We start from the raw sequence: 20,751 nt of genomic DNA, 5'->3' as shown, positions 1-20,751 counted from the left end.
CAGCCGGTGCCGCTCCTCGATATTGGACAGCAGCCGGACATCCAATAATAAGCAGGGCCGTCCATGAAAAAGCCAAACCCGCTCCTCGAAGACCTCAAGTCCATTCTGCCGACCATTGCCGCCAATGCGTTCCAGGCGGAGCAAGACCGCAAGGTCCCCGACGAAAACATTGCGCTGCTAAAAAGCATCGGCCTGCACCGTGCTTTTCAGCCCAGGAAGTTCGGCGGCATGGAAATCTCCCTCCCGCAATTTGCCGATTGCATCGCCGTACTTGCCGGCGCCTGCGCGAGCACGGCCTGGGCGATGAGCCTGCTGTGCACCCACAGTCATCAATTGGCGATGTTTTGCGCCCAGTTGCAGCAGGAAGTCTGGGGCGATAATCCCGACGCCACCGCCAGCAGCAGTATCGCGCCGTTCGGCCGCACCGAAGAGGTCGACGGTGGCGTGTTGTTCAGTGGCGAGATGGGCTGGAGCAGCGGCTGTGACCATGCCGAGTGGGCGATAGTCGGCTTCCGGCGCAAGAACGCCGAAGGCACCCAGGACTATTGCTTCGCGGTGCTGCCGCGCAGCGACTATGCGATTCGCGATGACTGGTTTGCCGCCGGCATGAAAGGCAGCGGCACCAAGACCTTGATCATCGAGAACGTGCTTGTGCCGGAACACCGCATCCAGAAAGCCAAGGACATGATGGAAGGCAAGTCCGCAGGTTTCGGTCTGTACCCGGACAGCAAGATTTTCTACTCGCCGTACCGTCCGTACTTCGCCAGTGGGTTTTCCACCGTAAGCCTGGGGGTCGCCGAGCGCATGCTGGATGTCTTCCGCGAGAAGACCAAAACCCGCGTGCGGGCCTACACCGGGGCGGCCGTGGGCGCGGCGACGCCGGCGTTGATGCGCCTGGCCGAATCGACGCACCAGGTGGCCGCCGCCCGAGCCTTTCTCGAGAAGACCTGGCAGGAGCATGCCGAGCACAGCGAGCAGCATCGCTATCCGACCCGCGAAACCCTGGCGTTCTGGCGCACCAACCAGGCCTATGCGACCAAGATGTGCATCCAGGCCGTCGACCGTCTGTTCGAAGCTGCCGGTGGTAACGCCTGGTTCGAGCACAACGAACTGCAGCGCCTGTTCCGTGACTCGCACATGACCGGCGCCCACGCGTACACCGATTACGACGTCTGCGCGCAGATCCTTGGCCGCGAGCTGATGGGCCTCGAGCCCGATCCCAGCATGATCTGAGTCGCTCGCCCCACGCCCCATCACAATAATCAGGACTGCTTGTGCACGCAGTCCGGGAGTCTTGCATGTCTGATAAAAGCCCAACCCCCTTCGACCCACGTGCCTTCCGCCGCGCCCTGGGCAATTTTGCCACCGGCGTCACCGTGGTGACCGCCGCCGACGCCAGCGGGCGCAAGGTTGGCGTGACGGCCAACAGTTTCAACTCGGTGTCCCTGGACCCACCGCTGGTGCTGTGGAGCATCGACAAACGCTCCAACAGCCACGAGGTGTTCGAGCAGGCCAGCCACTTTGCGGTCAACGTGCTGGCGGCCGACCAGATCGACCTGTCGAATAATTTCGCGCGGCCCAAGGAAGACCGCTTCGCCGAAATCGAGTTTGAACCGGGCGAGGGCGGATCACCGGTATTCGCCGACTGCTCGGCGCGTTTTCACTGCGAAAAATACCAGCAAGTTGACGGTGGCGATCACTGGATCATGATCGGCAAGGTGGTGGCGTTCGACGATTTCGGCCGCTCGCCGTTGCTGTATCACCAGGGCGCCTATTCGATGGTCCTGCCGCACTCACGTATGACCCGGCGCGACGACAGCCAAGCGCCCAGCAGTCATTTTCAAGGGCGCCTCAGCCACAACCTGTATTACCTGATGACCCAGGCCGTGCGGGCCTATCAATCCGGCTACCAGCCTCGGCAATTGTCCACCGGCTTGCGCACCAGTGAAGCGCGCATGCTGATGGTGCTGGAAAGTGATGCCGGCCTGAGCACGCCTGAATTGCTGCGTGAGGTGGCAATGCCGGTGCGCGAGATCGACGAAGCCGTGGCCAACCTCAAGCGCAAGGCGCTGGTCAGTGACCCTGACGGCCGCGTGCGCCTGACCGCCGCAGGCCTCGAACAGGCTGAAGACCTCTGGTCGATTGCCCAGGAGCAGCAGGATAAGGTGTTCAGTGCATTCAGCGCGGAGCAGATCGATACCTTCAAAACCGTGTTGAAGCAATTGATCAGCCACGCTGGCTAGCCCCGAAAAGGCTCAGGAGCGGCGCAAGGCGGCTCCTGGTTCGATCAAAACGGCACCGCCACGGTCAGTTGGCTGTACACGTTGGTGCCATTCCCCCCCACTGGGTTGCCAGCGTTGTGCTGGTCCCGCTCGGGTTTGTACAGGCCCAGCAGCGGGGTGACGATCAGGTGCTCGCTCACCGCCCATTCGGCGTACAGGTCAAGCTCGCGGCCGTTCAGGTTTGGCATGCCGTGCGTGCTGACGGTCTGGTAATCGAAGAACAAGGCGCCGAGGGTCACGGCTTGGGCCGGCTTGACCTTGAGCGCGAGATGTTGGATCACCGCGTTGGTATTGAATGGCCCCGCGTAATTGCCGGCGACTTCGCCCTGCACCCAGGTGCCAAAGCCGCGATTGAAGCCCGAGAACATCGCGTCCCAGTTTTTCGAATAGCGTGTGTAGCGATATGTCAGGTCCGGCGACCACGGCAGGCTGGTGAAGGTGTAGCCGGCCTCGCTGTACCAGGCGTTTTGCGCACCGATGCGTGTGTCCTGCCAGGCATATTCGGCGGCGAAGTGCGCGTTTTCGATGCCGGCATTCCCGGCGCCGCGCAGGCTATAGAGGTTCATGCCGGCCCGTTGTTTTTGCAGGTCATTGGCGTAGCGCTCGTCGACGCTGATGCCGTGGATATAGGTCAACCCCAGGGTGCCCGGGGCGGCGCTGTATTCCAGGGTGCCGGCGGCCATTTCGGTGTTGGCCTGGGCGCGATTGTCCGACTGTATCCACATCAGGCTGCCATGCACGCCCTCCTTGCCGCCCAGGCGCAGCAGCGCGGTTTGATCGAAGGCATGGCGGGCCGCGAGGTAGTAGGCGCCGCCCCGATTGAATTCGCCGTCTGCCACGCCCTTGCCGAGGTTGGTGCCGTCATCGTTGATGATGAAACCATCGCCGAGCATGATCACCTGGCGCCCGAAGGACAGGTCCACGCCGTCCGTGCCCAACACCGGGAATAGTTCGCCAGAACGCCAGCCGGCGAAGGCTTCGTCAAATTGGCTGGTGCGTTCGCTGCCCGTGGTCACGCCGGAGGCATCGCCATCGCCCCAGGTGCCGGAACTGACCTGGTTGGCCGTGCCGTAGACGCTGCCCAGGCCGCCCAAGCGCTGCTCCAGGCTGACGCCATACTTGATGAAACCTTCGCGCCAGGTGGAACCGCCCGGGGTGCCGTCGTAGTTCTTGCGACTGTTGAACATCCCGTAGACGGCCAGGAAGTTGCCGCTTAGTCGCGTGTCGTCGTCCGCATACAGCTCGAAGGCCTGGACCGACGATTCGCCGATCAACAGCGCAAGGCCCATGCCGACGGCCTGGTACAGTCGGCGCGTGTTGTGTGTGTGCTCCATGGTCAGTGTCCCCAACTGGATGAGTGGAGGCGCATTAAGGCGAGCGGGGCCGGGCGGCGTCTTTCATCTGCGTGCCAGGCAATTGACCCAGGCCGCCAGCCGGCCGGCGGTGGCAGGGAGCAACAAAACCCAAGGCAGCCAGGGGCAAGACGCTCAATCGAGGCAGGGCGCACAGTGGCTCAACGTCTAAAAATCCGCTGCTTGAGGGGCTGCACCATGTTGATCAACGACCGGCTTAGCGCACATTTGAAACAGGGCACCGTGGGCTTTCCCACGGCGCTCGCCAGCACCATCGGCCTGATCATGGCCAGCCCGGTGATCCTCACCGCCACCATGGGCTTCGGCATCGGCGGCAGTGCCTTTGCGGTGGCCATGCTGATCGCGGTGGTGATGATGCTGGCCCAGGCGACCACCTTTGCCGAGGCGGCGGCAATCCTGCCCACCACCGGCTCGGTCTACGACTACATCAATTGCGGCATGGGCCGGTTCTTCGCCATCACCGGCACCTTGTCGGCCTACCTGATCGTGCATGTCTTTGCCGGTACGGCGGAAACCATCCTCTCCGGGGTCATGGCGCTGGTGAACTTCGAACACCTCAATACCCTGGCGGAGTCGGCCGGCGGTTCGTGGTTGCTGGGGGTGGGTTTCGTGATTGTGTTCGGCATCCTCAATGCTTTTGGCGTCAGCGCATTCGGCAAGGCAGAGATCATCCTCACCTTCGGCATGTGGACCACCTTGACGGTGTTCGGCGTGCTGGGGCTGATCGCGGCACCGGCGGTGCAACTGGACGGCTGGTTCGGCGCATCGTTGGTGGGCACCGACCTGATCACCATCCTGTCGCTGGTGGGCATGGCCATGTTCATGTTCGTCGGCTGCGAATTCGTCACGCCGTTGGCACCGGACTTGCGCAACTCGGCCAAGGTCATGCCCAAGGCCATGATGCTGGGGCTGCTCGGCGTCGCCAGTTGCATGTTCATCTACGGCGCGGCAATGAAGCGCCAGGTGGAAAACGTGCTGCTCGATGCCGGCAGTGGCGTACACCTGCTGGACACACCGATGGCGATTCCGAAATTCGCCGAACAGGTGATGGGCAGCATCGGCCCGCTGTGGCTGGGGATCGGCTTCCTGTTTGCCGGGGCCGCGACCATCAACACCTTAATGGCCGGGGTGCCGCGCATCCTCTACGGGATGGCGGTCGATGGCGCGTTGCCCAAGGTCTTCACCTACCTGCACCCGCGTTTCAAGACCCCGCTGCTGTGCATCCTGGTGGCGATGCTGATTCCGTGCCTGCACGCGTTGTACCTGGGTGGCAACACCGACAACATCATGCACCTGGTGCTGGCGGCGGTGTGTGCCTGGAGTTTCGCCTACCTGTTGGTGACGATCTCGGTGGTGAGCCTGCGCATCCGCCGTCCGGACCTGCCGCGCGCCTATCGTTCGCCATGGTTTCCGTTGCCGCAGATCCTGTCCAGCGTCGGCATCCTGCTGGGCATCTGGTTTATCACGCCGCCGGGGATGAACCCGGCAGACATCTACATTCCGTTTGGCGTGATGCTGGCCGGCACGGCGGCGTATGCGTTGTTCTGGACGTTGGTGGTGCAGAAGGTCAATCCGTTCAAGCCGGCGTCAGTCGAAGCGGTGTTGGCCAACGAATTCGCCCATGCACCGAGCCAGCCTCACACCGAGTATCAGCGCCATGCTGCGAAGCCTGTTTGAGCGGTTCAGTGCCCGGCGCGCCCCGGCGGGGTATCGCCCTGGAGTGACCCTGGAACACCTGCGCCGTAACCTTGGCCTGGCGCACTTTCAGCACACCGCTTCGACCGTGGCCGAGGCGGTCCTGCTCGATGGCCGCTTGCGCGTGGAGATCGTCGAACGCGCCGAGTCGCAGTTGCTGATGCACCTGGTGATGACTGAGTTCGTGCTGCGCCTACCTGCCTCGCGAGAGGGCACGGCAAGTGTTGAACTGCACCACACCGGAGCCGTTTGGCGCACCGGCATTCGTTGCCGGCAACGCAGCGGCGACCCCGCGCTGCAGGCGTTGTTACAGCCCCACGGGGCATTGCTCCAAGCGTTGATGCCGCTGGATTTCAAGCGTCTGCGCATCGATCTGCAGGCCCGTCAGTGGTGTGTGCGCCTGGAGCATATGGGCGGTAGCGAGGTGATTAACCGCATGCCCGCGTTTCGCCGCTATATCCCGCTGAGCCCCGATCAACGCAGCGGGTTGCTGGCGACCTTGCTCCATTTTCAGCGCCTGCTGGCGGCACTCTGATCGCAGGTTTTGGCACCATTAGTGCAATCGCTTTGGTTGAGACGGAGGTGTTGCGGGCGCTTAGATAACATGTTAACTATTGCCTGACAACAACAAAAAAACCAAGGTGGACACAACCATGAGCATGCAAGCGGTTGGACAAGATGGGCTCGACAGTTGGACCCGCGATCTGCGCTCGATCTGTGGGCACTTCCACACAGAACTGGCGTTCAATCGCTCGCTGTTTATCGGTGATATCTCGGCCTGTTCCCGTGGCGGGCTGCCCCTGGCCAACCTGCGCACCAACGCCGGCCTGATCAAGCGCCCCAAGGTCCGCGCCGACCACGATGACGACCAGCAGTGTTTCCTGGTCAGCCAACGCAGTGGCTACAGCCAGATTGCCCAGGACGGTCAGGTCATTCGGCTGGGCCCCGGCGAATTGTTGCTGATGGACTCGGTAGGCTCCATCGAGATCACCCCGTTCGGGCTGATCGAGCACGCCTCCCTGTGCCTGTCCCGCCATGAAGTGTGCAAGCAACTTGGCACCCGGCCACGTACCTTCGGCAAAATTTCTTCAAGCAAAGCCTGCGGACGCATGCTGCATGTGTTGATGGATCAATTGTGCACGGATGCCCTGGAGGGTGACGCGGCGGTGGCGGAGGGCCTGGCGTTGCAGTCGGCGTTGGTCTCGCTGCTCGGCTCGGCCTTTGCGCAGCAGGAGGAGGCGACCGACGACTGCGCGGCACTGCCGGGCGTCAACCTGCGCAGTTACGTGCAAAAAGTCATCGATGAGTCGCTCAGCCAGCCGGGATTGAGCCCGCTGGGCCTGGCCAATCGCCTGAATATCTCGGTGCGGCATTTGTACCGGCTGTTTGAAGCGCAGGACGACAGTGTATGCCGCTACATCCAGCGGGCGAGGCTCAAGCGCAGTGCAGATGACCTCGCCAATCCGTTCCTGCGCGGCGAGTCGATCACCGCGATTGCCTACAAGTGGGGCTTCACCGATTCAGCGCACTTCAGCCGCTCGTTCAAGAAGCAGTTCGAGGTCTCGCCCAAGGCGTTTCGCTCCAGCCACGTGCAGCAGGTGGCGCAGGGAGTGTGAGCGTTCAACGAAGATGAAGCGAAGAAGCTGCCGGCGAGCGCCGGCAGCCGAGGCTACTACGCGACGGCGAAGTAGTGTTTGACGAAGCTGGGGCTGACGATTTCCCACAGCACCGCAGTGCCTTTGGTCACGAACCAGCTGTCGCCGGCCTTGAAACGTGTCTGCTGGCCGGTGGTTTCGTCGGTCAGCAGCACTTCGCCGGTGACCACCGTGGCTTGTTCGGTAAACGGGTAGACCATGCGGAACTTGCCCTGGGTGGTACCGAAATAGGCGCTGCTGACCGGGTCTGTGGGCGCGCCGAAGGTCATCTTGCCGAAGGCTTTGCCGTCGCCTTCGAGCAACTGCGAGCCGAGGTCGGCCACGGTGCCCCAGGCGTCGAGTTCCGAAAGCTGGATGTCGTGTTTGAGGGGGGTGAGGGTCATGGCAGGTACTCCTGATGGGAAAAATTAGCGGCGACCGTTCCAATAGCCCGACAGTTGGTGCCAGGACTTGCCGGCGGTCAGCAACAGCGGGCGGATCGCGTCTTTGCCGAGGATGGTCGGGCGGCGGATCGAACTGAGCAGGTCGTAGCGCGCCGACCCTTCGCTCATGCCTTCGGCCAGCACCTTGCAAATGATGTGGCTGGGGGTCACGCCGAAGCCGGAATAACCTTGCACGTAGAAAGCGTTGCTACGGCCGGGCAGGGTGCCGACCTGGGGGAATAGGTTCGGGCTGCACGCCATCGGGCCGCCCCAGGCCAGGTCGATCTTCACGTCCTTGAGGTACGGGAAAATCTTCAGCATCAGGTGGCGGTTCCAGGCTTTCAGGTCGCGGGGGATATGCTCCACCAGCGGTGTGGCAGCGCCGAACAGCAGGCGGTTTTCGTTGGTGACACGGTAGTAGTCGATCACCGGGCGTATATCACTGTAGGCCCCGCGAATCGGGCTGATCCGCTGGATCAACTGTTCCGGCAACGGCTCGGTCATCATCTGGAACGCATAGGTATTGATGGTCGATCGGTGCAGCTCGGGTTCCAGTTTGTTGAGGAAGCTGTCACAGGCCCACAGCAGCTTGCTGGCCCTGACCGAGCCGCGCCCGGTACGCACGTTGATGCGTTCGCCATAGCTGACTTCCAGGGCCGGGCTGTTCTCGAAAATCCGCACGCCGTGCCCCGCCAGGGCCTTGGCTTCACCGAGCAGCAGGTTCAGTGAGTGAACATGACCACCGCCCATGTGCAGCAAGGCGCTGCTGTAGGCATCGGAACCGATGATTTGCTTGACGTCCGAGCCGCCGAGAAAACGAATTTCGTGGGCCGTACCGATCGACTGGAAGTCTTTTTCCCAGGCCCGCAGGGTCTTGGCCTGACGCGCGTTGAAGCCCATGTAGCCATAGCCGTGGCAGAAGTCGGCATCGATATCGTACTTGGCGATGCGGTCCTTGATGATACCGGCCCCCAGGTCGCTGATCTCGAAGATCCGGCGCAGTCCGTCCTCGCCCACTTCCTGTTTGATCTTTTCCAGGTCGTGGCCGATCCCGGCCATGATCTGCCCGCCGTTGCGTCCGGTGCCGCCAAAACCCAGGTAGCGCGCTTCCAGTACGACGATGTTGGTGATGCCTTTTTCCGCCAGTTCAAGGGCCGTGTTGATGCCGGAAAAACCGCCGCCGATGATCACCACGTCGGCGTCTATGTCCTGTTCGAGGCACGGGAAACTGAGGTTGTATTTCTTGGTGGCCGTGTAATAGGTGGGTGTTTCGATAGTGATCATGGCGCAGCCTGAAAGTGACGATGTGATGGTGTTTATTAAGGGCCATGGCGTCGCACTTGTCTTGATTCTGTGTGCCGCCGCTTTGATCCTGCGCGCCAGCGGCCTGGCGGCGGCCGCAAGTTATAGCGCGCAGTGAAGAGGACAGTGGTAGAGTTTCGTTAAAATATTAACTAACTGAGTTGTGATGCCCAGACCCATGCGTAAACTCCGACAATCCCTGACGTTGACCCTGTTGCAGGCCCGCGAAGCGGCCATGAGTTTTTTCCGCCCCTCGCTCAATGAGCACGGCCTGACCGAGCAGCAATGGCGGGTTATCCGCATTCTCAGCCAGCACGATGAGCTGGAAATCTATCAACTGGCCGAATTGGCCTGCATTCTCAAACCGAGCATGACCGGCGTGCTGGTGCGCATGGAGACTGCCGGCCTGGTGCATCGGCGCAAGGCTGAGCAGGACCAGCGGCGCGTACTGGTGACCCTGGCGGATAAGGGCAAGGCCAGCTTCGACTCCATGAGCCAGTGCATGGAGGAGAACTACCAGAAGTTGCAGGCGCAGTTCGGCGAAGAGAAGCTGCAGACGCTGCTGGGGTTGCTGGATGAGTTGAAGGCTATCAAGCGCTGAGTGCCAGCCCATCGCGAACAGGCGAATGGGCTGGTTGTGCTGAGGGCGCTGCGTGCAGGGGGTTAGTACACACCGCCGGACCGGAGTGGCGCCACGCCGGCCTTGAACGTTGCCGCGAGGCTTTGCAGGCCGCGCATCAGCACGGTCGTATCGACCCCGACGGCGATAAACGCGGCGCCCAATTCGATGTAGCGCCTGGCCAGGGCCTGGTCTGCGCTGAGAATCCCCGCCGCCTTGCCGGCCTGGCGAACTCGCGCAATGGCGTCTTCGATCGCGGCCTGCACGGCGGGATGCCCTGGGTTACCGCGATAGCCCATCGCCGCACTCAAATCCGCCGGGCCAATGAACACCCCGTCGACGCCTTCAACCTGCGCAATCGCCTCCAGATTGGCCAGGCCTTCGAGGTTCTCGATTTGTACCAGCAGGCACATCTGTGCGTCGGCCTGATCCAGGTAGCCGGCAATGCTGTTCCAGCGCGACGCACGGGCGAGGGCGCTGCCGACGCCGCGAATGCCCTGGGGCGGATAATGCATCGCGCGCACCAGTTCCCGCGCCTGCTGTGCGCTTTCGACCATCGGCACCAGCAGCGTTTGCGCGCCGATATCCAGCAATTGCTTGATCAGTGCGCTATCGCCGACCACCGGACGAATGATCGCTTGGCTCGCGTAGGGCGCGATGGCTTGCAACTGGCCGAGCATCCCGCGCAGGTCATTGGGCGCGTGTTCGCCGTCGATCAGCAGCCAGTCAAACCCGGCGTTGGCCGCCAGCTCGGCGCAGTAGGCATCGGCCAGGCCGAGCCACAGGCCGATCTGCGTCTCGCCGCTGCACAGGCGCTGCTTGAAGCGGTTGATGGGCATATCCATGGAACGGTCCTCCAGGGTCAGACAAAGCGGCAGGAGATCGAGCCCAGCATGTCGTAGTCGACATGGAAGGTGTCGCCGGGATTGGCCGCCACCGGGCGGGTAAAGGAGCCGCCGAGGATGATCTGCCCGGGCTGCAACGTCACGTCGTAGGGCGCCAGTTTGTTCGCCAGCCAGGCCACGCCTTTGGCCGGGTGGTTGAGCACGGCGGCCGACACGCCGGACTCTTCGATCACCCCGTTGCGGTACAACACGGCGGGCACTTTGCGCAGGTCGATTTCGGTCGGCCGCACGGCCCGCCCGCCCATGACCACGCCCGCGTTGGCGGCGTTATCGGAGATGGTGTCGAACACTTTACGGGTGGCGTGGGTCTGCGGGTCGATCTGTTGGATGCGCGCGTCGATGATTTCCAACGCCGGGATGACCCACTCAGTGGCGTCGAGCACGTCGAAAATCGTGCAGTTCGGCCCCTTCAGCGGTTTGCCCAGGATGAACGCCAGCTCCACCTCGACCCGTGGCACGATGAAACGCTCGAACGGAATGTCGGTGCCTTCGTCGAAGAACATGTCATCGAGCAGCGCGCCGTAGTCCGGTTCGCTGATGTTCGACGACACCTGCATGGCCCGCGAGGTCAGGCCGATCTTGTGCCCGACCAACTTGCGCCCGTCTTTGATTTTCTGTGCGACCCAGGCGCGTTGGATCGCGTAGGCGTCGTCAATGGTGATCGCCGGGTAGTCCAGCGAGAATTGCCGGACCTGTTCGCGTGAGCGCTCGGCTCGGTCCAGGTGTGCGGCGGCTTGCAGAATCTGCTGTTGATCGAGCATGACGAAGTTCTCTTACTGTGGGTTGACGATGGCCGCAGGGGTACGCAGGACCAAAAAGCCGCCAAGGGCGATAAACAGCGCCAGCACATACAAGGCCAGGCTGGCGCTTTGGGTGGTGTCACGCATCCAGCCGATCAGGTAGGGCGCGAGGAACGAGGCGATACTGCCGAACGAGCTGATCAGGGCAATGCCGGCCGCCTGGGTGCTGTTGGACAGGAAGGCCGGAGGCAGTTGCCAGAACATCGGCAGCGCCGCGCTGGCCCCCATGCCGGCGATCACCAGGCCGCACAACACCAGGGTCGGGTTGGCGGGCGACAGCCCGGCCACCGCGATACCGACGGCCGACATCAGCAGCGGCACACACAGGTGCCAGCGTCGCTCACGGTTGCGATCGGATGAGCGCCCGCAGCCGATCATGAAGAAACACCCGGCCAGGTAAGGCACCGCGCTGAGCAGGCCGACCTGGCTGTCACGGCCGATGCCGGCGCCGTGGATCAGGGTGGGCATCCAGAACGCCAGGGTGTTGACCGCGAGCATCACCGCGAAATAGATCGCCACCAGCAGCCAGACCTGCGGGTCACGCAGGATGCCGCCGAACGAGGTGATGGATTTGCGCTGCTCCTCACTGCTCAGTTGTGTACGCAGTTGCTGTTTCTGCAGCGTGCTGAGCCAGTTCACCGTCTCGAAGCTGTCCGGCAGGCATTTGAGCACCACCAGGCCCAGCAGGATCACCGGGGCGCCTTCGATCAGGAACATCCACTGCCAGCCGCGCAGGCCGCCAAAGTCATGGAAGTGTTCCAGGATCGCGCCGGACAACGGCCCGCCGATCACACCGGCCATTGGCACGGCAATGGCAAACAGCGCGGTGACTTGCGCGCGGCGACGGGCTGGGTACCAGCGGTTGAGAAACACCAGAATCCCCGGAAAGAAGCCGGCTTCGGCCACCCCCAGCAAAAAGCGCAGCACGTAGAAACCGCTGGAGCTTTCGATCCACAGCATGCTGGCGGACAGCAGGCCCCAGACCACCATCAGGCAGGCGATCCAGCGCCGTGGTCCGACGCGGTCGAGGGCGATGTTGCTCGGTACGCCGAACAACGCGTAGGCAATGAAAAACAGTCCGGCCCCGAAGCCGTAAACCGTGTCGCTGAAGTGCAGGTCGGTACTCATCTGCATCTTGGCGAAGCCGATGTTGATGCGGTCCAGGTGGGCAAACAGATAACAGATCAGCAGCAAGGGCATCAGGCGCCAGGTGACGAGGCTATGGGTACGCTGGTGTTCGAGCAGGGTGGTGCTGTTGGCGGTATTGGCTGTGCTCATGATGTTGTACTTTTTTTTGAGTGGCCGTTGGCGGAAGGCGGGCAGTGTTCAGCTCGCCTGGTTTTTCAAGAAGGCATGCACGTTGTTTTGCTTGAAGTTGAGTTCGGGGTGCAGCTCGATCATCTCGAACGACAGCGCCAGCAGACGCTGCGATTGCAGTTCGGCGAAGTGTTCGGTGATCACGTTGAACAGACGTTCGGCGACGGTTTTGCGCGTGTCCAGGTCGCGTCCGTGGCCGACCTTGAGGGTCATGTGGACGAAGGCGTAATCGTGCTTGCCGTCGGCCATGCGCCAGGTGTCCAGGCGCACGCCGCGGCTGCGGATGCCGCCCAGGGGGAACACACCGCTGTCGCCCAGCACGGTGTGGACCTTCTCGAACAGCGCGGGCAAGTCGGCCTGCTGCTCGATGTTGTCGGTGTATTCAGCAATGAAGTGCGGCATGGGTGTCTCCTCCCTTGATCGGTGACGCGGATCTGTCCTGTGGGAGCTGTCGGCCCCCACGTGGGTTCTTCGCCCTGGGTCAGAGGGGGAAAATGGCGTTGATCTGGCCGGTGCCGGAGCTGCCGAACGGTGGGGTGATGATCTCGGCCGGTTTGTTGTAGTCCGGGCCGCCCAGCAGGCCGAGAAGCATCGCGGTGTCGTGCATCTTGCCTTCGCCGAAGCAGTGCTCGGCGTAGTCCGGCAGCATTGCGCAGAACTCCTTGAAGCGGCCTTGCTTCCACATGTCCACCACATGCATGTCCATCTGCTTGTCGAATTCACGGGTCCAGTTGTGGATGTTGGCTTCGGCTTCGCGGTCGTCGGAGAAACGGTGGGAGAGGGAGCCCGAGGCCAGCACCAGGACTTTGCGGTCGCTCTTCTCGATCGCGCGGCGCACGGCGGCGCCAAACGTGAAGCTGTCTTCGAGGCGGTGCCAGGCGCACCAGGCGGCAATCGAGATCACGTCGAATTTTTGCTCGTCCGGCACGCCCATGTGCATGTAGCGCATCGGCACGAGGGTGCCGTATTCCAGCTCCAGGCTCGGGATGTTGTGAGCCATCGTGCGCACATCGGCCAGGTTGGCTTCAGCCGCGATCAGTTCCCCCAGTTCCGGGCAACCGGGGTAGTCGTACTCCATGTTCTTGATGAAGTGCGGCAACTCATTGCTGGTGTAGGTGCCCTTGAAATGCTCACCGCAGTTGACGTGATAGCCGCTGTTGACCAGCCAATGCACGTCGAAAACCACCACTGTGTCGGCGCCCAGTTCGCGGGCGCGGCGCCCGATTTCCTTGTGCCCGGCAATGGCGGCTTCGCGACAACCATGGTGCTTGCCGGGCAGTTCCGACAGGTACATCGAGGGTACGTGGCAGATCTTTGCGGCCAGGACGACTTCGCCCATGATGATTCTCCTGAATAATTGTTTTTGTCTTGGAAGCATTGTGTGGCGAGGGCGCAAGGGCTCTCGCCAGCGGTCTGACTCACACGCCCCAGCGCGGAATGTGATGACTGCCCATGGAGATACACACGTTCTTGATTTCGGCGAACACTTCAAAGCTGTACTGGCCGCCTTCGCGTCCGGTACCAGAGCCTTTCACCCCACCGAACGGCTGACGCAAGTCGCGCACGTTCTGGCTGTTGATGAACACCATGCCGGCTTCGATGCCGTAGGCCAAGCGATGCGCCTTGCCGATGTCCTGGGTCCAGATATAGGACGCCAGGCCGTACTCGGTCTCGTTGGCCAGTTGCAGCGCTTCGGCTTCATCCTTGAACGGGATCAGGCACACCACCGGGCCGAAGATTTCTTCCTGGGCGATGCGCATCGTGTTGTTCACATCGGCAAACACCGTGGGCTGGATAAACTGCCCGCGACTCAAGTGCGCCGGCAGGTTGGCCGGACGTTCCAGGCCGCCGGCGAGCAGGGTGGCGCCTTCTTCTATACCAATCTTGATGTAGCCGGTGACCTTGTCGTAGTGCGCCTGGGTGATCATCGAGCCGACCTGGGTTTTCAGGTCTTGCGGGTCGCCGACGATCAGGCGTTTGGCGCGGGCGGCAAACTCGGCGACGAACTGCGGGTAGACACTTTCCTGAATGAACACCCGGCTGCCGGCGGTGCAGCGTTCACCGTTGAGCGAAAAGATGGTGAACAGTGCGGCGTCGAGGGCGCGTTCCAGGTCGGCATCCTCGAAGATCAGCACCGGCGACTTGCCGCCCAGTTCCATGGAGTATTTTTTCAGCCCGGCGGTCTGCATGATTTTCTTGCCGGTGGCGGTGCCGCCGGTGAACGAAATCGCGCGCACGTCCGGGTGGCGCACCAGCGCATCACCGGCGGTGGCGCCGTAGCCCTGGATCACGTTCAGCACGCCTTTGGGAATGCCGGCCTCGACGGCCAGGCGCCCGAGTTCATTGGCGGTCAGCGGCGACAGCTCGGACATTTTCAGCACGGCGGTGTTGCCCAGTGCCAGGCATGGCGCGGTCTTCCAGGTGGCCGTCATGAACGGCACGTTCCACGGCGATACCAACGCACAGACACCCACCGGCTGGTACAGGGTGTAGTTGAGCATCTGGTCGTCCACCGGGTAGGTGTGGCCGTCCATGCGAGTGCAGACTTCGGCGAAGAAATCGAAGTTGTGCGAGGCCCGTGGAATCAACACGTTCTTGGTCTGGTGGATCGGCAGGCCGGTGTCGAGGGTTTCCAGTTCGGCCAGGTGCGGCACGTTGTGTTCGATCAGCTCACCGAGCTTGCGCATCAGGCGGGCACGTTCCTTGGCCGGTGTGCCTGCCCACTTTGGAAAGGCTTCCTTGGCCGCTGCAACCGCTTGCGCGACTTCTTCGGCGCCGCCGCTGGCAACTTCACCGATGGCTTCGCCGGTGGCCGGGTTGTAGTTGATGAAGGTGTCTTTGCTTTCGACCTCACGGCCGTTGATCCAGTGTTTGATCATGCTGCTCAAGCCTCTTTACCGGCGCTGAAGAATTGCGCCTCGCTGACAATTCGATTGACCAGGCGCCCCACGCCTTCGACTTCCACGATGACTTCATCGCCCGGCACCACGTCGGCCAGGCCTTCCGGCGTGCCGGTGGCGATCATGTCGCCGGGTTGCAGGGTCATGAAGCTGGACAGGTATTCGATCAGGTACGGGATGTCGAAAATCATGTCTTTTGTGCTGCCTTCCTGGCGCAGTTCACCGTTGATCCAGGTGCGCAGTTTCAGGTTGCTCGGGTCCGGCACGTCGGCGACATCGACGATCCACGGGCCTACCGGCGTGGTCGCGTCGCGGTTCTTCACCCGCAGGTTGGGGCGGTAGTAGTTTTCCAGGTAGTCGCGGATCGCGTAGTCGTTGCACACCGTGTAGCCGGCCAGGTAGTCCAGGGCGTCTGCGCGCTTGACGTTGCGCGCCGGCTTGCCGATCACCGCGACCAGTTCGCACTCGTAGTGCATGTAGGCGACATTGTCCGGGCGCCAGGTCACTTGGTTGTGGCCGGTGTAGGTGCCGCGCGACTTGATGAAGGCCAGCGGCTCGGTCGGCGGCGTGAAGGCCAGTTCGGCGGCATGGTCGGCGTAGTTCAGGCCGAGGGCGAACATGCTGCCGGTGGCCGGTGGCAGCCACTCGACCTGGTCTTCGGCGAGCAGGCGACCGTCGCCCAGGCGCACGGCGTTTTGGGCTTCGACCAGAACCTGATGCACGGCGCCTTCAAAGCGAATACGGGCGTGTTTCATGACAGTTCCTCTGCCTTGATGTGGTTGACCAGACGGCCCAGGCCGCTGATCTCGACTTCAACGGTATCGCCGGGTTGCACATCCACACGGCCTTCGGGCGTGCCGGTGATCAGCACATCGCCTTCGTGCAGGGTCATGAACTCGCTGATTTCGGCGATCAGTTGAGGAATATCGCGCACCCAATTGGCGGTCGAGTTTTGTTGGCGAAGCTCACCGTTGACGAACAGCTTGAGGCTCAATTGGTTGGGGTTGTCGATCTGGTCGCGCCCCACCAGTTCCGGGCCCAGCGCGCAGAACCCGTCGCGACATTTGGCTTTCACCGCCGGGCGGTAGTAGCTGTCTTCCGGCAGGCTGAACTCGTTGATGATGGTGTAGCCGGCCACATGCGCCATCGCGTTCTCGACGCTGACGCGGCTGGCGCTTTTACCGATCACCACGCCCAGCGCCGGGCCGGGCTGAAGGCGTTCGCCGGTGGGCTGCACGACGCTGCCGTCATGGCCATTGCGGGTGTTGGGGGTCTTGATGAACAGCACCGGTTTGAGCGGCGGCTTCTGGTAAGGCGCTTGCTCGAATTCGGCGATACGTTGGTTCAGCAACCCCTGATAGTTCAGCGCAACGCCGAACAGGGTGCCGTTCGCACCATCATGCAGAGCACGGCTCATGCTTTTCTCCTGGCAGTGGCGGGGCAGAGACTGCTCCGAGGCATATTCGTTAACCTGTTAACGTTATAATTAAGATGTTAACTATCGTCAAGCGTGGCAAACTCTTTCGCGCCTGGCGAGCCGCTGAAATCCGGTGCAGGATGGCCTCTGCAGGTTGGTTGATAGCCCAATAAAAAAGAGAAATCCGCGATGATCGATCGTAAACCGATCCCCAATATCAACATCGGTCAGGTCTACGACCAGCGCTACAGTGATGCCGAAGTGCACTACGACAAACTCGGCAACCTGGCGGAGTTTTTCGGTCGCAATATGCCGGTCCATCGGCACGATCGGTTCTTCCAGGTGCATTACGTGAAGAGCGGCGCGGTGCGTGTTTACCTGGATGACCAGCAGTATCTGGAGTCGGGGCCGATGTTCTTTCTGACGCCGCCGACGGTGCCCCACGCCTTTGTCACGGAGGCGGACGCCGATGGGCATGTGCTGACGGTGCGTCAACAGCTTGTCTGGGGGTTGATCGATGCCGACCCGACCTTGGTGCCCGGTTCGCAGTTGCCGGCGGCCTGTGTCGCACTGGCGCAGTTTCCACGCGAAGTCAGGCGGCTGGAGTTTCTGTTCGAAGCGCTGAGCGACGAAATCAACGCTGCCGGCGCTGGGCGCAGTGCGGCGCTGGACAGCCTGACCCGCTTGATCATGATCAGCTTGCTGCGGCTCTGCTCCAACTCCCTGCAAGCCCGGCCGGCGCGCCATGAAGACCTGCGGATCTTCCATCGCTTCAACGCGTTGATCGAGGACCATTACCTGCAGCACTGGCCGCTGTCGCGCTATGCCGACGGTGTAGGCGTCACCGAGGCGCGACTCAATGACGTCTGCCGACGGATTGCCGATCTGCCGTCGAAGCGGCTGATTCTCGAGCGGGTCATGCAGGAGGCCAAGCGGCTGTTGTTGTTCACCGGCAGTTCGGCCAACGAAATCTGCTACCAGCTGGGTTTCAAGGACCCGGCCTATTTCAGCCGGTTCTTTCAGCGTTACGCGCAGATGACGCCGGGGGAATACCGCCAGCGGCAATCGGGGTTGCGGTGAAGCCGCCATAGTCTGTTCTCGATGGGCGTCGGTGCGCTCATGATGGTTGCAGTCACTTCCCCGAAAAATGGCTTTTACGAGGAAGTGATTGCACATTTCACACGGCCGCGGTCACCACAAGGCCAGGCTGTAGCCGACGATGATCCGGCTTTCGTCGATGTCGCTGGTCAGGCCGTTACTTGAGCGCAGGCTGGCGTTGCGCAGGCGCACGTTGACGTTCTTCAGCGGGCCGCTTTGAACGGTGTAGACCAGATCGGTATCGCGCTCCCATTCGCGGCCATTACGCACGGTGGCGGTTTGCGCGTGGCTGCCGTCCACGTAGCGGGTCATGAACGTCAGCCCGGGTACGCCGAGGGCTGCGAAGTTATAGTCGTAGCGCGCCTGCCAGGCGTCGGTGTTGGCCTTGGTGAAGATATTGATGGTCACCAGATTGACTGAATACGGGTCTTGGCCCGGGAAGGCAAAGTCGCCGTCGCCGGAGAGGTTTTGATAGCCCAGGCCGAATTTGTGCGCGCCCACCGACAGGCTGAACATGCCGTTGAAAAAGCGGTTGTCGATCCGCCCGCCGTCAACCCTCGAAGGGCTGCGCAGCCGCGCGCTGCCTTGCTCGCGGGTGTCGAAATAGCGCAGGTCGCTGCGCAGGTTCACGTCTTCGGCCAGGGGCAGGTCATGCACCAGGCCGATGAAGTTCTGACGGTAGATGTCCTGCATTTGCGCGTAGTAATACGTCGCCGCCAGGTGCGGATTGATCGCGTAGGTGCCCCCGGCCAGGTCCAGGTGGCTGCTGGTGACGCCGCCGTAACTCATTGACTCGTTGTTGGAGGAGTCGCGCAGGTTGTGTTTTTCCAGGCGACCGACGTTCAGGGTCAGCCCATCGATGTCCTGCGAGGTGACCAGTCCGCCGTTATAGGTCGACGGCAGCAGCCGGGTGTCGTTGTAGGCCACCACGGGTAACAGCGGCTGCAAGGTGCCCAGTTTGAGCACGGTTTTTGACACCCGCAGTTTGGCGGTCAGGCCCAGCTCGCTGTAGCTATCAGCCGGTTCGCCGTCTGCGCCGGACGGCAGCAGCCCGGTGCCGCGCCGGTCTCGGCTGGAGTCGAGTTTCAAGCCCAGTTCTCCCAAGGCATCCACGCCGAATCCGACCACGCCGTCGGTGTAGCCCGACTCCATGCGCAATACAAAACCCTGCGCCCATTCGTCCGCCTTGTTCTGCGGCGCATTGCTCTGTCGAAAGTCGCGGTTCATGTAGAAATTGCGCAGGTCCAGAGTGGCTTTGCTGTCCTGGAAAAAATCGGCGTGGGCAACCAGAGGGGTAAACGCGGCGCACAGGCCAGCGCTTGCCGCCGTGCGAAAGAGGCACGAATGCATGAGGGGCGTTCCTTTTGTTGTTTTTGTTGGTATGGCCCTCTGCTAGGTCAGGGCTTGGGATATTGTTAACATGTTATCGTTAATCCGGATAGAGCGTTTCGCGGGTTTTTGCCAATTTGTTTCGAAGTTAATGATTTTTCAGCGGGCCTGATTGGCACGAAATGACAAGCAGCGTTGTCACACTCAGTCAAGCGGGGCGGGTGACGTTCGCCTGTAATGGCGCAGCGCAACGTTAAACCCCAATAGACCCCAAGAGGACGTGCCCATGTGGACCAAACCGAGCTACACCGATGTACGCATTGGTTTTGAAGTGACGATGTACTTCGCCAATCGATAACGCCCTGGAAGGCATGGGGGCGATGTACTGCCGTCCCGGGTTGCGCTTCAATCGACCGGCTGTTCGGTGGTAAAGTCGCCGCCATGAAACTGACCCGCTCAGACCGCTCGCTCATTGCCTGGACGTTGTATTTCTGCGTCCTGTTCAATGTGTTCGCCTGCGGTTTGGCGCACGGACAGACGATGGGCCTGGCGCTTAATGGCGTAGGCGGGCAGTTCTGCTCGTCCCAGAGCAGCCCTGCGCCGGCCTCGAAAGCGGATCCCGCCGATCTGTCCGCCAGTGGCTGGGCCGGGAGTTTTGCCTGTCCGATCTGCTCGTCCGTGACCTTGAGCATCGCGTTACTGTTCTGTCTGGGCTGGTTGCTGCGGATCGGGCAGGTACGCCGGCCTGGCCGCGAACAGCGCTGCAAGGCGCCCCCGCGTTATTCCTGGCCCTCGGCCAACCCCAGAGCGTCCCCCGCACTTTGCGCATGACCGCGTTTGTCTAAGCCCCCTTGTGCCTGTCGACCCCGGTCAGCTAGGCGTTGTGGGGGCTCCACGGTTAAAGGTGACACGGGAAGGAGCACACAATGGCTCATGTATTGGTACGCCTCAATCGCCGGCTACTGCCAGGATTGGTTGCGGCCGTTTACGCAAGAAGACACGCAAAGTCCGCAACTGCGCCAATCGGCCGGAGGTCGCCATGTGCGCGCTAGCCGTTCCATCGGGGGCTTCGCGATTGGTCAGCAAAGCCTCGCGTCTGCGTAATCAAGCGGACTTCCTACTGCCGTTTCCGGATTACCCAGGTAATGCGCGCAGTTTCGTACACCTGGATGCCCGACTGCTGCCTTACTGGCACACCTTGTTCGATGTGTGCCCCGGCTTGCTCAAGCTCGATCCGCCCGATGGCCTGAATATATTTCGCGGCTTCATGACCTGGGCCTATCGCAATCATCCGCCGTTGAACTGGACCTATTACCTGAGCGTATGCCGCTGGCTCCTGGGCTCCAAGTATCAGGCGCGGATCAACGAAGAGCACATCGAGTCGTTTATGTGCGCTGCGGCGGCACGCTGGATCAATAGCGATGACAGCCAGGCTCGGGGGCTGGTGTTGGCCTGGCAGGGCGCGCCGGAAAGGGTGTTCGATTGGAAGCAGGCGCCTCGTCCGGTGCCCGGGCTTGAAGCTGATCTGGAGGAGTTTCCGCCCCTGCCCTGGGACTTTGCCTGGTGCCCGTTGACCAGCAAGGGCGGCGTGGGATTTCGCCGCTGGCTGCCGATTCCTTGACGCGGTGTTGACCCAG

23 protein-coding genes are annotated in these 20,751 nt (G+C 62.0%); 11 read left to right on the top strand and 12 right to left on the bottom strand.

What is annotated here, in order from left to right; translation table 11 throughout:
• The first annotated feature begins 63 nt into the window (after positions 1 to 63).
• Positions 64 to 1,233 carry a p-hydroxyphenylacetate 3-hydroxylase oxygenase component gene (locus P3S72_RS16585; RefSeq protein WP_276193155.1) on the top strand — a complete coding sequence of 390 codons (1,170 nt, stop codon included), beginning with the start codon at positions 64 to 66 and terminating at the stop codon, positions 1,231 to 1,233.
• Positions 1,234 to 1,298: 65 nt separating this feature from the next.
• Positions 1,299 to 2,243, top strand: a complete 945-nt coding sequence (locus P3S72_RS16580) for a p-hydroxyphenylacetate 3-hydroxylase reductase component (protein ID WP_276193153.1) — start codon at positions 1,299 to 1,301, stop codon at positions 2,241 to 2,243.
• A 44-nt stretch (positions 2,244 to 2,287) separates the two neighbouring features.
• Here the strand turns inward: P3S72_RS16580 and P3S72_RS16575 are convergent, their stop codons facing one another.
• Positions 2,288 to 3,616 (bottom strand): hypothetical protein, encoded by a 1,329-nt coding sequence (locus tag P3S72_RS16575; protein ID WP_276193152.1) that lies wholly within the window; start codon positions 3,614 to 3,616, stop codon positions 2,288 to 2,290.
• 216 nt (positions 3,617 to 3,832) lie between these two features.
• On the opposite strand from P3S72_RS16575, the gene P3S72_RS16570 reads away from it, so the two are divergent.
• The 3 genes from P3S72_RS16570 to feaR all read left to right on the top strand — a co-directional run bounded on the left by P3S72_RS16570 (position 3,833) and on the right by feaR (position 6,966).
• Entirely contained in the window at positions 3,833 to 5,332 is a 1,500-nt protein-coding gene (locus tag P3S72_RS16570; RefSeq protein WP_276193150.1) for an APC family permease, read from the top strand.
• Entirely contained in the window at positions 5,313 to 5,885 is a 573-nt protein-coding gene (locus P3S72_RS16565) for a DUF3156 family protein (RefSeq protein WP_276193149.1), read from the top strand. Before P3S72_RS16570 ends, P3S72_RS16565 begins: the two co-directional genes overlap by 20 nt.
• Positions 5,886 to 6,003: 118 nt before the next feature.
• Positions 6,004 to 6,966: a transcriptional regulator FeaR gene (gene feaR, locus P3S72_RS16560; RefSeq protein ID WP_276193148.1), complete on the top strand. Its 963-nt coding sequence runs from the start codon at positions 6,004 to 6,006 to the stop codon at positions 6,964 to 6,966.
• A 56-nt stretch (positions 6,967 to 7,022) separates the two neighbouring features.
• Here the strand turns inward: feaR and P3S72_RS16555 are convergent, their stop codons facing one another.
• Positions 7,023 to 7,388: a cupin domain-containing protein gene (locus P3S72_RS16555; RefSeq protein ID WP_276193147.1), complete on the bottom strand. Its 366-nt coding sequence runs from the start codon at positions 7,386 to 7,388 to the stop codon at positions 7,023 to 7,025.
• A gap of 24 nt (positions 7,389 to 7,412) precedes the next feature.
• Complete coding sequence (locus P3S72_RS16550; RefSeq protein WP_276193146.1) at positions 7,413 to 8,711, bottom strand: FAD-binding oxidoreductase; 1,299 nt, start codon at positions 8,709 to 8,711, stop codon at positions 7,413 to 7,415.
• On the opposite strand from P3S72_RS16550, the gene P3S72_RS16545 reads away from it, so the two are divergent.
• Positions 8,710 to 8,847, top strand: coding sequence for a hypothetical protein (locus P3S72_RS16545; RefSeq protein ID WP_276193145.1), 138 nt, complete (start codon positions 8,710 to 8,712; stop codon positions 8,845 to 8,847). The genes P3S72_RS16550 and P3S72_RS16545 overlap by 2 nt on opposite strands.
• Before the next feature lie 60 nt (positions 8,848 to 8,907).
• On the top strand, positions 8,908 to 9,330 hold the full coding sequence (gene hpaR / locus P3S72_RS16540) for a homoprotocatechuate degradation operon regulator HpaR (protein WP_108523997.1): 423 nt from the start codon (positions 8,908 to 8,910) through the stop codon (positions 9,328 to 9,330).
• Between the two features lie 62 nt (positions 9,331 to 9,392).
• On the opposite strand, the gene hpaI is transcribed toward hpaR, so the two are convergent.
• The 8 genes from hpaI to P3S72_RS16500 form a co-directional block, all read right to left on the bottom strand.
• Complete coding sequence (hpaI, locus tag P3S72_RS16535) at positions 9,393 to 10,193, bottom strand: 4-hydroxy-2-oxoheptanedioate aldolase (protein WP_276193144.1); 801 nt, start codon at positions 10,191 to 10,193, stop codon at positions 9,393 to 9,395.
• A 17-nt stretch (positions 10,194 to 10,210) separates the two neighbouring features.
• A complete protein-coding gene (gene hpaH / locus P3S72_RS16530) occupies positions 10,211 to 11,014 on the bottom strand; it encodes a 2-oxo-hept-4-ene-1,7-dioate hydratase (protein ID WP_108523999.1) in 804 nt (267 codons plus the stop codon).
• 12 nt (positions 11,015 to 11,026) lie between these two features.
• Complete coding sequence (locus P3S72_RS16525; RefSeq protein ID WP_276193142.1) at positions 11,027 to 12,331, bottom strand: MFS transporter; 1,305 nt, start codon at positions 12,329 to 12,331, stop codon at positions 11,027 to 11,029.
• A 48-nt stretch (positions 12,332 to 12,379) separates the two neighbouring features.
• The gene (locus P3S72_RS16520; protein WP_276193141.1) at positions 12,380 to 12,772 is read right to left on the bottom strand and encodes a 5-carboxymethyl-2-hydroxymuconate isomerase; all 393 of its coding nucleotides are present in this window, start codon (positions 12,770 to 12,772) and stop codon (positions 12,380 to 12,382) included.
• A gap of 79 nt (positions 12,773 to 12,851) precedes the next feature.
• Entirely contained in the window at positions 12,852 to 13,709 is an 858-nt protein-coding gene (gene hpaD, locus P3S72_RS16515; protein ID WP_276193140.1) for a 3,4-dihydroxyphenylacetate 2,3-dioxygenase, read from the bottom strand.
• 79 nt (positions 13,710 to 13,788) lie between these two features.
• Positions 13,789 to 15,249 (bottom strand): 5-carboxymethyl-2-hydroxymuconate semialdehyde dehydrogenase, encoded by a 1,461-nt coding sequence (gene hpaE / locus P3S72_RS16510; protein ID WP_276193139.1) that lies wholly within the window; start codon positions 15,247 to 15,249, stop codon positions 13,789 to 13,791.
• 5 nt (positions 15,250 to 15,254) lie between these two features.
• A complete protein-coding gene (locus P3S72_RS16505; RefSeq protein WP_276193138.1) occupies positions 15,255 to 16,025 on the bottom strand; it encodes a fumarylacetoacetate hydrolase family protein in 771 nt (256 codons plus the stop codon).
• On the bottom strand, positions 16,022 to 16,687 hold the full coding sequence (locus P3S72_RS16500) for a fumarylacetoacetate hydrolase family protein (protein ID WP_276193137.1): 666 nt from the start codon (positions 16,685 to 16,687) through the stop codon (positions 16,022 to 16,024). The genes P3S72_RS16505 and P3S72_RS16500 overlap by 4 nt, the downstream gene beginning before the upstream one ends.
• Before the next feature lie 189 nt (positions 16,688 to 16,876).
• Here P3S72_RS16500 and hpaA point away from each other — a divergent pair, with 189 nt between their 5' ends.
• On the top strand, positions 16,877 to 17,767 hold the full coding sequence (gene hpaA / locus P3S72_RS16495) for a 4-hydroxyphenylacetate catabolism regulatory protein HpaA (RefSeq protein ID WP_276193136.1): 891 nt from the start codon (positions 16,877 to 16,879) through the stop codon (positions 17,765 to 17,767).
• A gap of 111 nt (positions 17,768 to 17,878) precedes the next feature.
• Here the strand turns inward: hpaA and P3S72_RS16490 are convergent, their stop codons facing one another.
• Positions 17,879 to 19,135, bottom strand: a complete 1,257-nt coding sequence (locus tag P3S72_RS16490) for an OprD family porin (protein WP_276193135.1) — start codon at positions 19,133 to 19,135, stop codon at positions 17,879 to 17,881.
• A gap of 265 nt (positions 19,136 to 19,400) precedes the next feature.
• On the opposite strand from P3S72_RS16490, the gene pqqA reads away from it, so the two are divergent.
• From pqqA to P3S72_RS16475, 3 genes are all read left to right on the top strand, one after another.
• A complete protein-coding gene (gene pqqA, locus P3S72_RS16485) occupies positions 19,401 to 19,472 on the top strand; it encodes a pyrroloquinoline quinone precursor peptide PqqA (RefSeq protein WP_108524256.1) in 72 nt (23 codons plus the stop codon).
• 83 nt (positions 19,473 to 19,555) lie between these two features.
• Positions 19,556 to 19,945, top strand: a complete 390-nt coding sequence (locus P3S72_RS16480; protein ID WP_276193134.1) for a DUF2946 domain-containing protein — start codon at positions 19,556 to 19,558, stop codon at positions 19,943 to 19,945.
• Positions 19,946 to 20,153: 208 nt separating this feature from the next.
• The gene (locus tag P3S72_RS16475) at positions 20,154 to 20,735 is read left to right on the top strand and encodes a putative natural product biosynthesis protein (RefSeq protein ID WP_276193133.1); all 582 of its coding nucleotides are present in this window, start codon (positions 20,154 to 20,156) and stop codon (positions 20,733 to 20,735) included.
• The last annotated feature ends 16 nt before the right edge of the window (positions 20,736 to 20,751 follow it).

This window comes from Pseudomonas sp. D3 (assembly GCF_029320995.1).
GTDB lineage: Bacteria > Pseudomonadota > Gammaproteobacteria > Pseudomonadales > Pseudomonadaceae > Aquipseudomonas > Aquipseudomonas paraveronii.
The sequence above is the reverse complement of the archived record's forward strand: the minus strand, read 5'-3'. Positions and strand labels throughout refer to the sequence as shown.

Coding starts and splice junctions, on each gene's coding strand:
- P3S72_RS16585 (WP_276193155.1), top strand. CDS start 64: ATGAAAAAGCCAAACCCGCTCCTCGAAGACCTCAAGTCCATTCTGCCG.
- P3S72_RS16580 (WP_276193153.1), top strand. CDS start 1,299: ATGTCTGATAAAAGCCCAACCCCCTTCGACCCACGTGCCTTCCGCCGC.
- P3S72_RS16575 (WP_276193152.1), bottom strand. CDS start 3,616: ATGGAGCACACACACAACACGCGCCGACTGTACCAGGCCGTCGGCATG.
- P3S72_RS16570 (WP_276193150.1), top strand. CDS start 3,833: ATGTTGATCAACGACCGGCTTAGCGCACATTTGAAACAGGGCACCGTG.
- P3S72_RS16565 (WP_276193149.1), top strand. CDS start 5,313: ATGCTGCGAAGCCTGTTTGAGCGGTTCAGTGCCCGGCGCGCCCCGGCG.
- feaR (WP_276193148.1), top strand. CDS start 6,004: ATGAGCATGCAAGCGGTTGGACAAGATGGGCTCGACAGTTGGACCCGC.
- P3S72_RS16555 (WP_276193147.1), bottom strand. CDS start 7,388: ATGACCCTCACCCCCCTCAAACACGACATCCAGCTTTCGGAACTCGAC.
- P3S72_RS16545 (WP_276193145.1), top strand. CDS start 8,710: ATGGCGCAGCCTGAAAGTGACGATGTGATGGTGTTTATTAAGGGCCAT.
- P3S72_RS16550 (WP_276193146.1), bottom strand. CDS start 8,711: ATGATCACTATCGAAACACCCACCTATTACACGGCCACCAAGAAATAC.
- hpaR (WP_108523997.1), top strand. CDS start 8,908: ATGCGTAAACTCCGACAATCCCTGACGTTGACCCTGTTGCAGGCCCGC.
- hpaI (WP_276193144.1), bottom strand. CDS start 10,193: ATGGATATGCCCATCAACCGCTTCAAGCAGCGCCTGTGCAGCGGCGAG.
- hpaH (WP_108523999.1), bottom strand. CDS start 11,014: ATGCTCGATCAACAGCAGATTCTGCAAGCCGCCGCACACCTGGACCGA.
- P3S72_RS16525 (WP_276193142.1), bottom strand. CDS start 12,331: ATGAGCACAGCCAATACCGCCAACAGCACCACCCTGCTCGAACACCAG.
- P3S72_RS16520 (WP_276193141.1), bottom strand. CDS start 12,772: ATGCCGCACTTCATTGCTGAATACACCGACAACATCGAGCAGCAGGCC.
- hpaD (WP_276193140.1), bottom strand. CDS start 13,709: ATGGGCGAAGTCGTCCTGGCCGCAAAGATCTGCCACGTACCCTCGATG.
- hpaE (WP_276193139.1), bottom strand. CDS start 15,249: ATGATCAAACACTGGATCAACGGCCGTGAGGTCGAAAGCAAAGACACC.
- P3S72_RS16505 (WP_276193138.1), bottom strand. CDS start 16,025: ATGAAACACGCCCGTATTCGCTTTGAAGGCGCCGTGCATCAGGTTCTG.
- P3S72_RS16500 (WP_276193137.1), bottom strand. CDS start 16,687: ATGAGCCGTGCTCTGCATGATGGTGCGAACGGCACCCTGTTCGGCGTT.
- hpaA (WP_276193136.1), top strand. CDS start 16,877: ATGATCGATCGTAAACCGATCCCCAATATCAACATCGGTCAGGTCTAC.
- P3S72_RS16490 (WP_276193135.1), bottom strand. CDS start 19,135: ATGCATTCGTGCCTCTTTCGCACGGCGGCAAGCGCTGGCCTGTGCGCC.
- P3S72_RS16480 (WP_276193134.1), top strand. CDS start 19,556: ATGAAACTGACCCGCTCAGACCGCTCGCTCATTGCCTGGACGTTGTAT.
- P3S72_RS16475 (WP_276193133.1), top strand. CDS start 20,154: ATGTGCGCGCTAGCCGTTCCATCGGGGGCTTCGCGATTGGTCAGCAAA.